General features: G+C 69.7%; 11 protein-coding genes. 8 read left to right on the top strand and 3 right to left on the bottom strand.

The features are described from left to right. The first annotated feature begins 125 nt into the window (after positions 1-125). The 8 genes from OG736_RS11975 (at position 126) to OG736_RS11940 (ending at position 10,470) form a co-directional block, all read left to right on the top strand. Entirely contained in the window at positions 126-3,080 is a 2,955-nt protein-coding gene (locus OG736_RS11975; RefSeq protein ID WP_327182418.1) for a M14 family metallopeptidase, read from the top strand. Between the two features lie 229 nt (positions 3,081-3,309). After that, positions 3,310-4,320, top strand: a complete 1,011-nt coding sequence (gene gap / locus OG736_RS11970; RefSeq protein WP_327182417.1) for a type I glyceraldehyde-3-phosphate dehydrogenase — start codon at positions 3,310-3,312, stop codon at positions 4,318-4,320. Positions 4,321-4,475: 155 nt separating this feature from the next. Further along, positions 4,476-5,687, top strand: coding sequence for a phosphoglycerate kinase (locus tag OG736_RS11965; RefSeq protein ID WP_327182416.1), 1,212 nt, complete (start codon positions 4,476-4,478; stop codon positions 5,685-5,687). Positions 5,688-5,693: 6 nt separating this feature from the next. Beyond that, on the top strand, positions 5,694-6,470 hold the full coding sequence (gene tpiA / locus OG736_RS11960) for a triose-phosphate isomerase (protein WP_327182415.1): 777 nt from the start codon (positions 5,694-5,696) through the stop codon (positions 6,468-6,470). Positions 6,471-6,597: 127 nt separating this feature from the next. Continuing rightward, entirely contained in the window at positions 6,598-6,828 is a 231-nt protein-coding gene (gene secG, locus OG736_RS11955) for a preprotein translocase subunit SecG (protein ID WP_020131907.1), read from the top strand. Between the two features lie 211 nt (positions 6,829-7,039). Then, complete coding sequence (locus tag OG736_RS11950) at positions 7,040-7,375, top strand: RNA polymerase-binding protein RbpA (protein WP_078077905.1); 336 nt, start codon at positions 7,040-7,042, stop codon at positions 7,373-7,375. Positions 7,376-7,788: 413 nt separating this feature from the next. Then, a complete protein-coding gene (gene pgi / locus OG736_RS11945; RefSeq protein WP_327182414.1) occupies positions 7,789-9,441 on the top strand; it encodes a glucose-6-phosphate isomerase in 1,653 nt (550 codons plus the stop codon). Positions 9,442-9,543: 102 nt separating this feature from the next. After that, the gene (locus OG736_RS11940; RefSeq protein ID WP_327182413.1) at positions 9,544-10,470 is read left to right on the top strand and encodes a hypothetical protein; all 927 of its coding nucleotides are present in this window, start codon (positions 9,544-9,546) and stop codon (positions 10,468-10,470) included. A gap of 30 nt (positions 10,471-10,500) precedes the next feature. On the opposite strand, the gene pgl is transcribed toward OG736_RS11940, so the two are convergent. The 3 genes from pgl to zwf are packed head-to-tail and all read right to left on the bottom strand — an operon-like array spanning position 10,501 to position 13,933. Beyond that, entirely contained in the window at positions 10,501-11,283 is a 783-nt protein-coding gene (gene pgl, locus OG736_RS11935) for a 6-phosphogluconolactonase (RefSeq protein ID WP_327182412.1), read from the bottom strand. Beyond that, positions 11,280-12,413 carry a glucose-6-phosphate dehydrogenase assembly protein OpcA gene (gene opcA / locus OG736_RS11930; RefSeq protein WP_327182411.1) on the bottom strand — a complete coding sequence of 378 codons (1,134 nt, stop codon included), beginning with the start codon at positions 12,411-12,413 and terminating at the stop codon, positions 11,280-11,282. Before opcA ends, pgl begins: the two co-directional genes overlap by 4 nt. Beyond that, positions 12,410-13,933, bottom strand: coding sequence for a glucose-6-phosphate dehydrogenase (zwf, locus tag OG736_RS11925; RefSeq protein ID WP_327187585.1), 1,524 nt, complete (start codon positions 13,931-13,933; stop codon positions 12,410-12,412). Before zwf ends, opcA begins: the two co-directional genes overlap by 4 nt. Between the last annotated feature and the right edge of the window lie 3 nt (positions 13,934-13,936).

Here is a 13,936-nt window from a genome sequence, read left to right as displayed (position 1 = left end):
TGGTGTCGCCCGTTCGGGTGACACCACCGGCGTTTGCGTGGCTTTGAGGCGCTCTTGACTGGATCATCAACTGTCATGAGCCTGGCAGAGTTCGCTGCTGGGGCGAACTCAGGCTAGGGGGGTTCATGAGACGAAGAGCGAGATCGATCCTCGCTGTCGGCGCGCTGCTGCTCGGCGGAGCGGCACTCGCACCCATCGCCCAGGCACAGCCCGGCACCACACCGAAACCCGACGCGGACGAGGTCAAGGTCTTCCGCGCCGAGGTCACCAAGCAGCAGGTACCCCTGCTGCTGGCGGCCGGCCAGGACGGTCACGAACTCAGCGAGCAGGCGCCCGAGAAGGGCACCGCGACGGTCGAGGTCTACCTCACCGACAAGCAGGCGAAGAAGCTCGAGAAGCAGGGCGTCGCCCTCACCGAGCACACACTTTCGGCCAAGGCGGAGAACCGAGTGGAGGCCGCCGCCGACGGTGTGTTCCGGCCGTACAGCGGCAGCGGCGGGCTCCAGGAGGAGATCCTGCGCACCGCCCGGGAGAACCCGGGCCTCACCAAGGTCGTCTCCATCGGCAGGACGGTCAAAGGCCAGGACATCCTCGCGCTCAAACTGACCAAGAACGCGAAGAAGTCCGAGGACGGCTCCAAGCCCTCGGTCCTCTACATGTCCAACCAGCACGCGCGGGAGTGGATCACGCCGGAGATGACCCGGCGGCTGATGCACTACTACCTGGACAGCTACAAGACCGACCGGCGCGTCAAGAAGATCGTCGACTCCAGCGAGCTGTGGTTCGTCCTGTCGGCCAACCCCGACGGCTACGACTACACCTTCGAGAACACCGACAACCGCCTCTGGCGCAAGAACCTGCGGGACGTCAACGGCGACGGCGCGATCTCCACCGGTGACGGCGTGGACCTCAACCGCAACTTCCCCTACAAGTGGGGCTATGACGACGAGGGTTCGTCCCCGAACCCCACCAGCCAGACCTACCGCGGCGCGAGCCCCGGCTCCGAATCCGAGACCAAGGCGCTCGACGCCTTCGAGAAGCGGATCGGGTTCACGTACGGCATCAACTACCACTCCGCCGCCGAACTGCTGCTCTACGGCGTCGGCTGGCAGGTCGCGACCGACACCCCGGACGACGTCGTCTACAAGGCGCTCGCCGGCACCCCCGACAACTCCGCGGTCCCGGGCTACCACCCGCAGGTCTCCTCGGAGCTGTACACGACCAACGGCGAGGCCGACGGACACGCGGCGAACGTCAACGGCACGGCGATGTTCACCCCCGAGATGTCGACCTGCCAGACCGCGTCCGGCATCGACCCGAACGACCAGTGGAACGCCGCCGACTGCCAGTCGGTCTTCAACTTCCCGGACGACGAGAAGCTGATCCAGGACGAGTTCGCCAAGAACGTCCCGTTCGCGCTCTCCGTCGCGGAGTCCGCGGCGCACCCCGACCAGCCGAAGTCCTCGGTCGGTCTGTCCGCCGCCGACTTCACCCCGGCGCCGTTCGCCACCTCGTACTCGCGCGGCGCCGACCAGGAGATCTCCGTCGTCGTACGCAAGGCGATCCGCGACAAGGAGCTCAAGTACCGCGTCAACGGCGGCCGTACACGGGACCAGGCGCTCAAGGCCTGGAAGGGCGGCGAGACCTTCGGCGGTGACGACAACCTCTACTACGACGAGTACCGGGCCAAGGTGCAGGACGGCAAACCCGGCGACAAGGTCGAGGTGTGGTTCACGGGCGGGACCAAGAACGGCAAGAAGGTCTCCAGCGCGCACTTCACCTACACGATCGCCGCGCGGGCCAAGGCCGACACCCTCGTCGTGGCCGAGGAAGGCACGGCCGCCACACAGGCGCAGACCTACGTCGACGCGCTGAAGGCCAACGGCCGCAAGGCGATCGTCTGGGACGTCGCCACCCAGGGCGCGCCCGACGCGCTCGGCGTGCTGAGCCACTTCGACACGGTCGTCCATTACACGGGCGCGAGCGTCCCCGGCAACCCGACCCAGCTCGAACTGCGTGCCTTCCTCAACGAGGGCGGCAAGCTGATCGAGGCGGGCGAGCTGGCCGGCGGCAACGTCGACCTCGGTGACGGCACGCCGTCGAACGACTTCAGCCAGTACTACCTGGGCGCCTACTCCCGTACGTCGACCCCCGGCGCCACCGGCTTCACCGGCTCCGGCAAGCTCGCCGGTGCCGGCGGGGCCCTCGGCCCGGCGACGGGCAACCCGCTCGACAGGGCGGGCACCTACGGCGTCACCTCGGACGAGCTGCCGGCCGGCGCGTACCCGCAGTTCGCCAGCGCGGGAGCCGGCCGGTTCGCCGGGACGGTCAACCCGTACGGGCCGTTCACGGGCTCGTACATGGCGGCCGCCGTGCACACCGACGACGGTTACAAGCGCCTCACCCGCACCATCGACCTCACCGGTGTCGGCGCGGCGAGCAAGCCGGCCCTGCGCACCCAGCTGCTGTGGGACACCGAGCCCGGCTACGACAACGCGATCGTCGAGATCCACACGGTCGGCGCCGCCGACTGGACGACGCTCCCCGAGGCGGGCGGCGCCACCAGCACCGCCGTCCCCGCGGAGTGCGGCGGCGGCTTCTACATCGGCGAGCACCCGTGGCTGCGGCACTACCTCACCCTCGGCGCGGGCGACTGCACCGCGACCGGCAGCACCGGCTCCTGGAACGCCCTCACCGGCGCCTCCAGCGGCTGGCAGCAGGTGAATTTCGACCTGAGCGCCTACGCGGGCAAGCAGGTCGAGGTATCGATCGCCTATGTCACCGACCCCGGCAGCGGCGGCCACGGCGTCCTCGCGGACGACACCTCGCTGGTCGTCGGCGGCACGGCCACCGGGACCGAGGGCTTCGAGACCTCGCTCGGCGCCTGGCAGGTCACGGGTCCGCCCGCGGGCAGCCCGGCCGTCCTGAAGGACTGGACGCGCACCGGCGCCCTGTTCCAGACGTACGGAGCGGTCACCACCGACGACACCGTGCTGCTGGGCTTCGGCCTGGAGCACGTCACCGCGGCGGCCGACCGTGTCGCGCTCATCGGGAAGGCGCTCGCCTCACTTGAGAGCTGACGAACGGCTGTCAACTCCGTGTGACAGTTCGTAATCACATCGAGCGATCGGGTCTTCCGGTCCGGGCGGTCCGTACCCCTACTGGCGGGTACGGACCGCCCTGCCGTGTATGGGCGAAGTCGATGTCACTCCGGCGGCCTCGGAGAGGTAGGGTCGTGGGTGGTCGGGGACATCCCAAATACAGCTCGCCGGCACCGCATAGCCGGCGTACCAACGAGGAGATCGGTTCGTGACGATCCGCGTAGGCATCAACGGCTTTGGCCGCATCGGTCGTAACTACTTCCGCGCGCTGCTGGAGCAGGGTGCTGACATCGAGATCGTGGCTGTCAACGACCTGGGTGACACCGCGACCACCGCACATCTGCTCAAGTACGACACCATCCTGGGCCGCCTCAAGGCCGAGGTGTCGCACACCGCCGACACGATCACCGTCGACGGCCACACCATCAAGGTGCTGTCCGAGCGCAACCCGGCGGACATCCCGTGGGGCGACCTGGGCGTCGACATCGTGATCGAGTCGACCGGCATCTTCACCAAGAAGGCCGACGCCGAGAAGCACATCGCCGGCGGCGCCAAGAAGGTCCTCATCTCGGCTCCGGCCAAGGACGAGGACATCACCATCGTGATGGGCGTCAACCAGGACAAGTACGACGCGGCCAAGCACCACGTCATCTCCAACGCCTCCTGCACCACCAACTGTGTGGCGCCGATGGCCAAGGTCCTCGACGAGAACTTCGGCATCGTCAAGGGTCTGATGACGACGGTCCACGCGTACACCAACGACCAGCGCATCCTGGACTTCCCGCACTCGGACCTGCGTCGCGCCCGCGCCGCCGCCGAGAACATCATCCCGACCACGACGGGTGCCGCCAAGGCCACCGCCCTGGTCCTCCCGCAGCTCAAGGGCAAGCTGGACGGCATCGCCATGCGCGTCCCGGTCCCGACCGGCTCGGCCACCGACCTGGTCGTGACGCTCCAGCGCGAGGTCACCAAGGACGAGGTCAACGCCGCGTTCAAGAAGGCCTCCGAGGACGGCGACCTCAAGGGCTACCTGGCCTACACCGAGGACCCGATCGTCTCCTCGGACATCGTCAGCGACCCGGCCTCCTGCACCTTCGACTCCTCCCTGACCATGGTCCAGGAGGGCAACTCGGTGAAGATCCTCGGCTGGTACGACAACGAGTGGGGCTACTCCAACCGCCTCGTCGACCTGACGGTCTTCGTCGGCAACCAGCTCTGATCGTCGGATCAGGCACCTCGATGTGAGTGCAGGGCTCGGGCGGCGCAGGGACGCGCCGCCCGAGCCCTGACGCACGTACGGATCAGCCTTCCTCACGGTCCCCGGCGACCACGAGTGATCACGAGTACCACGAGCCCTCCTCAGGAGCCCCCGTAATGAAGACGATCGACGAACTTCTTGCCGAAGGCGTCGCAGGCAAGCGGGTCTTCGTCCGCGCCGACCTCAACGTGCCGCTCGACGGCGGCACCATCACCGACGACGGCCGCATCCGCGCCGTGCTGCCCACCGTCAAGGCCCTCGCGGACGCGGGCGCCAAGGTGGTCGTCGCCTCGCACCTGGGCCGCCCCAAGGGCGCGCCGGACCCGGCCTTCTCCCTCGCCCCCGCCGCCGCCCGGCTGGGCGAACTCCTCGGCTCCGTCGTGGCCTTCGCGACCGACACGGTCGGCGAGTCCGCGCGGTCCACGGTGGCGGACCTCGCCGACGGCCAGGTCGCCGTCATCGAGAACCTGCGCTTCAACGCGGGCGAGACCAGCAAGGACGACGCCGAGCGCGGCGCCTTCGCCGACCTGCTCGCCGAACTCGCCGACCTCTATGTCGGCGACGGTTTCGGGGCGGTGCACCGCAAGCATGCCTCCGTCTACGACCTCCCGGCGCGGCTGCCGCACGCGGCCGGCTTCCTGATCGCCACCGAGGTCGGCGTTCTGAAGCAGCTCACCGAGGACGTCAAGCGGCCCTACGTCGTCGCCCTCGGCGGCTCCAAGGTCTCCGACAAGCTCGCCGTCATTGACCAGCTGCTCGGCAAGGCCGACCGCATCCTCATCGGCGGCGGCATGGCCTTCACCTTCCTCAAGGCGAAGGGGTACGAGATCGGTGCCTCCCTCGTCCAGGACGATCAGCTGCCCGTCGTCAACGAGTACGTCGAGCGCGCCGAGAAGAACGGCGTCGAGCTGGTCGTGCCCGTCGACGTCGTGGCCGCGGCCCGGTTCCCGGACCTGAGGACCAAGGCCCCGTCCGACCCCGTCACCGTCGCCGCGGACGCCATCCCCGCCGACCTGATGGGCCTCGACATCGGTCCCGAGACCGGTGTCCTGTACGCCTCGAAGCTCGCCGACGCCGGCACCGTCTTCTGGAACGGCCCCATGGGCGTCTTCGAGCACCCCGACTACGCCGAGGGCACCAAGGCGGTCGCCCAGGCCCTCATCGATTCCCCGGCCTTCACGGTCGTCGGCGGCGGCGACTCCGCCGCGGCCGTCCGCCTCCTGGGCTTCGACGAGAACGCATTCGGCCACATCTCGACCGGCGGTGGCGCCTCCCTCGAATACCTCGAGGGCAAGACGCTCCCCGGCCTCGCCGCACTGGAGGGCTGACCCCGCATGACCACTCGCACGCCGCTGATGGCGGGCAACTGGAAGATGAACCTCAACCACCTCGAGGCCATCGCCCACGTCCAGAAGCTCGCCTTCGCCCTGGCCGACAAGGACCACGAGGCCGTCGAGGTCGCCGTCCTGCCGCCCTTCACCGACCTGCGCTCCGTGCAGACGCTGGTCGACGGCGACAAGCTGAAGATCAAGTACGGCGCCCAGGACATCTCGGCGCAGGACTCCGGTGCCTACACCGGTGAGATCTCCGGCCCGATGCTCGCCAAGCTGAAGTGCACGTTCGTGGCGATCGGCCACTCCGAGCGCCGCCAGTACCACAACGAGACCGACGAGCTCGTGAACGCCAAGGTCAAGGCCGCCTACAAGCACGGCCTGACCCCGATCCTGTGCGTCGGTGAGGAGCTGGACGTCCGCGAGGCGGGCAACCACGTCTCCCACACCCTCACCCAGGTCGAGGGCGGTCTGAAGGACCTCCCGGCAGAGCAGGCCGAGACCATCGTGATCGCCTACGAGCCCGTCTGGGCCATCGGTACCGGCAAGGTCTGCGGCGCCGAGGACGCGCAGGAGGTCTGCGCCGCCATCCGCGGCAAGATCGCCGAGCTCTACACCCAGGAGCTGGCCGACAAGGTCCGCATCCAGTACGGCGGCTCCGTGAAGTCCGGCAACGTCGCCGAGATCATGGCGCAGGCCGACATCGACGGCGCGCTGGTCGGCGGTGCCTCGCTGGACGCCGACGAGTTCGTCAAGATCGTGCGCTTCCGCGACCAGTGATCCGAGCTGTGTGTATGCGGTAGCGGCGATCCGTCGTACCCTTGCGGGGGCATAGCGGTTTTCGCTATGCCCCCGTCGTTCGTCCGAGTCGTTATCCGAATCCGAGGAAGTTGGTCCAGCCGTGGTTTTGGGGTTCTCGATCGCCCTGATCGTCTTCAGCCTGCTGCTGATGCTGCTGGTGCTGATGCACAAGGGGAAGGGCGGCGGCCTCTCCGACATGTTCGGTGGCGGCATGCAGTCCTCCGTCGGCGGCTCCTCGGTCGCCGAGCGCAACCTCGACCGCATCACCGTCGTGATCGGTCTGCTGTGGTTCGCCTGCATCATCGTTCTCGGCATCGTCATGAAGACGAACAGCTGATCAGCTTCGCACAGTCACGCACATTCCGGTACGTAAGGCCCCATGTTCGGTACGCGCAGCTGAGCGCGGCCTATCATGGGGCTTGCGTCTAGGTGTGGAAGCTGTAACTCCAATCACTGGACGCGCGTTGGGCCTTACGTAGACTGAGGCGCTCGCAGCGAAGCGAAACGCCGACTCGCTTTGCGGCACCATCACGCAGGGAGTTACGACCGTGGCAAGTGGCAACGCGATCCGAGGAAGCCGGGTCGGGGCGGGGCCGATGGGCGAGGCCGAGCGGGGCGAGTCCGCGCCGCGTCTGCGCATCTCCTTCTGGTGCTCCAACGGACACGAAACGGTGCCCAGCTTCGCCAGCGACGCGCAGGTTCCCGACACCTGGGACTGCCCGCGCTGCGGCTTTCCCGCCGGGCAGGACCGGGACAACCCCCCGGACCCGCCGCGAACCGAGCCCTACAAGACGCACCTCGCCTATGTGCGGGAGCGACGCAGCGACGCGGACGGCGAGGCGATCCTCGCCGAGGCGCTCGCCAAACTGCGGGGCGAGATCTGACGAACCGAGACCGGCCGGGTGCCCGAGGGTGCCTGGCCGGACGTGTTTCGCGCGCGGGCGGCTGTCCGCCCGCGGGCCGTCCCTCGGTCGTGCCCTTCACGCGCCCGTGCGGCGCGCCCTGGTGGACCTCGAGGCCCTCGGCGGGGCCTGCGCCTGCCTGACGACCGGTCACCCCGCCGGCCGGCCACTGCCGGCCGGCTCGTTCATGCCGCGCCACCACGGCGGGGCAGCCCCCTCGTAGTGCGTACTCGCCGCCGCCGCGTTGATACCCGTGGGCCGGCTGGACGTACCTGTTGTTGTCCCGTACGACCGCGGCACGTCCGCTCACCCGACGCGCTGATCAACTAGGTTGGAACCGGCGGGGCAAGGCGTGCGCAGCACGGACAGATGAGGAAAGAGGGCTGAAGTCCGACATGAACGCAGACGGCCGTACGAGGCTCAACCAGACGCCCGAGTGGACCGCTCTGGCCAAACACCGCGAGGAACTCGGCGAGGTACGGCTGCGGGAGCTGTTCGCCGCCGACCCCGAGCGCGGCGCGGGATACACGCTACGGGTCGGTGACCTGCACATCGACTACTCCAAGCACCTCGTCACCGACGAGACACTGCGGCACCTGCGTGAACTGGCCGCTGCCACCGATGTGTTCGGGCTGCGCGACGCCATGTTCCGCGGCGAGAAGATCAACACCACCGAGGACCGTGCCGTCCTGCACACCGCCCTGCGCGCCCCGCGCGACGCGGTGATCGAGGTCGACGGGCAGAACGTCGTCCCGGCGGTGCACGCCGTCCTCGACAAGATGGCCGGCTTCGCCGACCGCGTCCGCTCCGGCGCCTGGACCGGCCACACCGGCCGGCGCATCCGCAACGTGGTGAACATCGGCATCGGCGGCTCCGACCTGGGCCCGGCGATGGCCTACGAGATGCTGCGCGGCTGTACCGACCGCGATCTCACGGTCCGTTTCGTGTCCAACGTGGACGGCGCCGACCTGCACGAGGCCACCCGCGACCTGGACCCGGCTCAGACGCTGTTCATCATCGCGTCGAAGACCTTCACCACCATCGAGACGATCACCAACGCCACCTCGGCCCGCAGCTGGCTGCTGAAGGGGCTGGACGGCGACGACCAGGCCGTCGCGAAGCACTTCGTCGCGCTGTCCACGAACGCCGAGAAGGTCGCCGACTTCGGCATCGACACGGCCAACATGTTCGAGTTCTGGGACTGGGTCGGCGGTCGCTACTCCTTCGACTCGGCGATCGGCCTGTCGCTGATGATCGCCATCGGCCCCGACCGCTTCCGCGAGATGCTCGACGGCTTCCACCTCGTCGACGAGCACTTCAGGACCGCCCCCGCAGAGTCCAACGTGCCGCTGCTGCTGGGTCTGTTGGGCATCTGGTACGGCAACTTCCACGACGCGCAGTCGCATGCCGTGCTGCCCTACAGCCACTATCTGTCCAAGTTCGCCGCCTACCTCCAGCAGCTGGACATGGAGTCCAACGGCAAGTCCACAGGCCGGGACGGCCGGCAGGTCGACTGGCAGACCGGCCCCGTCGTCTGGGGCACGCCGGGCACCAACGGGCAGCACGCCTACTACCAGCTCATCCACCAGGGCACCAAGCTCATCCCCGCCGACTTCATCGGCTTCGCCGAGCCGGCCGCCGAGCTGAGCGACGAACTCAAGGCACAGCACGACCTGCTGATGGCCAACTTCTTCGCCCAGACGCAGGCGCTGGCCTTCGGCAAGACGCCCGAGGAGGTGCGCGCCGAGGGCGTGCCGGAGGAGCTGGTGTCCCACAAGACGTTCAAGGGCGACCACCCCACGACCACGATCCTCGCCCGTGAGCTGACCCCCTCGGTCCTCGGCCAGCTCGTCGCGCTCTACGAGCACAAGGTGTTCGTGCAGGGCGCGGTGTGGGACATCGACTCCTTCGACCAGTGGGGCGTGGAGCTCGGCAAGGTGCTCGCCAAGCGCGTCGAACCCGCCCTCACCGAGGGTGCCGAGGTCCCCGGCCTGGACGCGTCCACCAAGGCCCTGGTCGCCAAGTACCGGGAGCTGCGCGGTCGGTAGCGGTCACCGGACGGGCGAAACGGGAAGCGGGCGGCGGGCGGTCGTCCGCTTCCCGTAGACTCCCCGGCGATCATGAGTGGCGATCTCTCGGGGGAGAGCAACGTGACCGGTGCACGCAGGAGTTGGACCGACGGCTCGCTGTCCGTCTGCTCGTTCCTGAAGCCCCACAAGGCCGCGTGGGCGGTGTTCCATCCGACGTGGATACCCCAGGCGCTCGATCCGACGGTGGAGCGGCTGAAACGCGGCAGGGTGATCGCGGGAGCGGTGGCGGCCGTCGGCGTCTACACCTTCGTCGAGGGCGGCTTCGCCTTCGAGGAGATGCTGGAGAACACGGCGATCGCCTCCGCCGTGCTGTTCTTCCTCACCCCGGTGACGGTCGGCGTGATGCTCTTCGTCTGGCGGCGCACCGGCACCGTCCGGCAGCTGAAGAGGCCGCTCCTCGACTCGCTCAAGCTGCTGCTGCTCTTCATCGGCTGTGTCATGACGACCGTGGGTATCTTCCGGTCGAGCGAGATGTTCGGGCTGGTGCCGAGGATGCTGCTCACCCTCGTGGGCCTCTGGATGGCCTTCTTCGTGATGGCCGGCGCCGTCCGGCTGTCCGGGAACTTCTTCGGTTCCGCCGCCGTGCACCGCTGTCTGCCGCCGCTGCTCGCCACGGTGACGACCTGGCTGATGGCCGTCCCCGATCTGATCACCGGTGACCTGCACGGCCTCAGCCTCACCATGGGCATCGTCTTCATCCTTGGCGCACCGGTGACGGTCACCGGGCTCGCGCTGCTGGAGATGCGCCGCCTCAAGCGGCGGTACGGCATCCGGCTGGCGGCCCACCCGGCCACCCTGCCGCCGACACCCGCCGGGGCGCCGCCCCGGGTCCCGCCGCAGGGGAACCCGTACGGCCATCCGCAGGGACAGCAGTACGGACACCCGTACGGGCACCCGTACGCACCGGGCCCGGGGCAGCCGTATCCCCAGGGCAACCCGTACGGGTCCCACCGGGCCCACAACGGGCAGAACCCGTACGGCGGTTGACCGTACGGGTTCTGTGGAGCGGTGACCGCGTCAGGCGGAGGCCGGAGGGTACAGCGACCTCGGGAGCCGGGACGCCGCCGCCGTGTCCAGCAGCCACAGGGTGCGGGAGCGGCCCCGGGCGCCCGCCGCGGGGGCCTGGATCTCGCCCGCGCCGGACAGGGCGATCGCCGCGGCCTGCGCCTTGTCCTCGCCGGCCGCGAGCAGCCACACCTCACGGGCCGCCCGGATCGCCGGGAGGGTGAGGGTGACCCGGGTCGGCGGGGGCTTGGGCGCGCCGCGCACACCCACCACCGTGCGCTCGGTCTCCCGCACGGCCGGCAGCTCCGGGAAGAGCGAGGCCACATGGGTGTCCGGGCCGACGCCCAGCATCAGGACGTCGAAGGCGGGCACGCCGCCATGGTTCTCGGGGCCGGCCGCGCGGGCCAGCTCCTCCGCGTAGGCGGCCGCGGCCGCCTCCACGTCGGCGCCGTACGGACCGTCGGACGCGGGCATGGCGTGCACGCGCTTCGGGTCCACCGGGACGGAGTCCAGCAGGGCCTCACGGGCCTGCGTGACATTGCGCTCCGGGTCGCCCTCGGGCACGAACCGCTCGTCGCCCCACCACAGGTCCAGCCGGGACCAGTCGACGGCGTCGCGGGCGGGCGCGGAGGCCAGTGCGGCCAGCAGGCCGTTGCCGTTGCGACCGCCCGTGAGGACCACGGACGCCTGGCCCCGGGAGGCCTGGGCGTCCACGATCTTCGTGATGAGACGGGCCGCCGCGGCCTGCGCCATCAGTTCCTTGTCGTGGTGCACGACCAGCTGGGGAGTGCTCACTGCGGATCCGCTTTCCTGACCGGGGGCATCTGCGCCGGAGTCGGCCGCTCGGCGTCGCCGTGGCCCGCCGGGGCGGCGGGCGGCGGAGCCGACGCGGAGTCACGGCCCGCGACCGCCGAGTCGGGCACCGCGCGGACCGGGAGGGACGGTGCGGGCTGGCCGGCGGCCTCGGCCCGCTCCGCCTCCCGTTCCGCGGCCGACTGGATCCCGCCCAGCCGGTCCACGCCGAACCGCAGGGCGGACGCGTACGTGTCGTCGGGGTCGAGCCTGCGCAGCTCCTCCGCGAGCAACTCGGACGTCTCGCGGCGCTTGAGCGCCACCGCGCGGTCGGGCTGGCCCGGCAGCGCCAGCGTGGCCATCGCGCCGTCCGACCGGTGCAGCGTGATCGGACCGCCGGTCGTCTCCATCCGGACCTGGGTCAGACCCGGACCGGCCGAGATCGCGCGGCGGACGTGCACACGGAGCCGGTCGGCGAGCCACATGGCGAGCAGCTCGACGCTCGGGTTGGCCTCCTCGCCCGCCACTTCGGCGGAGACGATCTCACAGCTGACCTGGTCGAGGGCGGCGGCCAGCATCGAGCGCCACGGGGTGATCCGGGCCCACGCCAGGTCGGTGTCGCCCGGCTCGTAGCTCTCGGCACGGGCCCGCAGCTCGTTGATGGGCTTCTCGGCCGCGTAGCTGTCGGTGACCCGGCGCTGGCCCAGGGCGCCCAGCGGGTCGCCCGCCGGGTCGCGCGGGGCGTCCACCGACCACCAGACCACCACCGGAGCGTCCGGCAGCAGCAGCGGCAGGACGACGGACTGGGCGTGGTCGGAGACCTCGCCGTACAGCCGGAGGATCACCGTCTCGCCGCTGCCCGCGTCCGCGCCCAGCCGTACCTCGGCGTCGAGGCGGGACTGGGTGCGGCCGCGGGGGGACCGCGAGACGCGCTTGATGACCACGAGCGTGCGCGAGGGGTGCTCGTGCGAAGCGTCGTTGGCGGCCTTCAGGGCGTCGTAGGCGTTCTCCTCGTCCGTGACGACGACGAGGGTGAGCACCATGCCGACGGCGGGCGTGCCTATCGCGCGCCTGCCCTGCACCAACGCCTTGTTGATCTTGCTGGCAGTGGTGTCCGTGAGGTCTGTCTTCATGGCCGGCGCCAGCTCCGTCCGTCTCGCTCGAGCATCTCGTCGGCCTCGACGGGCCCCCACGTGCCCGACGGGTACTGCGCGGGCTTGCCGTTCTTGTCCCAGAACCGCTCGATCGGGTCGAGGATCTTCCAGGACAGCTCCACCTCTTCCGTGCGGGGGAAGAGGTTCGAGTCGCCCAGCAGCACGTCGAGGATGAGGCGCTCGTACGCCTCGGGGGAGGACTCCGTGAAGGACTCGCCGTAGGCGAAGTCCATCGACACGTCCCGGATCTCCATCGAGGTGCCGGGCACCTTGGAGCCGAAGCGGACCGTGATGCCCTCGTCGGGCTGGACGCGGATGACGATCGCGTTCGCGCCGAGCTCCTCGGTGGCCGTGGAGTCGAAGGGGGAGTGCGGGGCCCGCTGGAAGACGACCGCGATCTCGGTGACCCGGCGGCCGAGGCGCTTGCCGGTGCGCAGATAGAAGGGGACGCCCGCCCAGCGGCGGTTGTCGACCTCCAGCTTGACGGCCGCGTAGGTGTCGGTCTTCGACTTGGGGTCGATGCCGTCCTCTTCGAGGTAGCCGACGGCCTTCTCGCCGCCCTGCCACCCGGCCGCGTACTGGGCGCGCACGGTGGCGAGGCCCAGGTCCTTCGGCAGCCGGACGGCGCCGAGGACCTTGGTCTTCTCGGCGGCCAGCGCGTCCGCGTCGAAGGAGGCCGGCTCCTCCATGGCCGTGAGGGCCATCAGCTGGAGCAGGTGGTTCTGGATGACGTCACGGGCCGCGCCGATGCCGTCGTAGTAACCGGCCCGGCCGCCGATGCCGATGTCCTCGGCCATCGTGATCTGCACGTGGTCCACGAAGGACCGGTTCCAGATCGGCTCGAACATCGTGTTGGCGAAGCGCAGCGCCATGATGTTCTGGACGGTCTCCTTGCCCAGGTAGTGGTCGATGCGGAAGACCTGGTCCGAGCCGAAGACCTCGTGGACGACCTTGTTGAGCTCCTCGGCCGAGGCGAGGTCGTGGCCGAAGGGCTTCTCGATGACCGCGCGTCGCCAGGAGCCGCTCGTCTGGTCGGCCAGCCCGTGCTTCTTCAGCTGCTGGATGACCACCGGGAAGGACCGCGGCGGCACGGAGAGGTAGAAGGCGAAGTTGCCGCCCGTGCCCTGCGCCTTGTCGAGTTCCTCGATCGTGCCGCGCAGCCGCTCGAAGGCGTCGTCGTCGTCGAAGGTGCCCTGCACGAAGCGCATGCCCTGGACGAGCTGCTGCCAGACCTCCTCACGGAAGGGTGTACGGGCGTGCTCCTTGACGGCGTCGTGGACCTCCTGCGCGAAGTCCTCGTGCTCCCACTCGCGGCGGGCGAAGCCGACCAGCGAGAAGCCCGGCGGCAGCAGACCCCGGTTGGCGAGGTCGTACACGGCGGGCATGAGCTTCTTCCGGGACAAATCGCCCGTGACGCCGAAGATGACCAGGCCCGACGGCCCCGCGATACGCGGGAGCCGTCGGTCGGCGGGGTCACGCAGCGGGTTGCTGCTCGACAGAGT

It is taken from the genome of Streptomyces sp. NBC_01334, assembly GCF_035983595.1.
Lineage (GTDB): Bacteria > Actinomycetota > Actinomycetes > Streptomycetales > Streptomycetaceae > Streptomyces > Streptomyces coriariae.
Note: the sequence above shows the minus strand (reverse complement) of the source record. Positions and strands in the feature narration are given on the sequence as shown.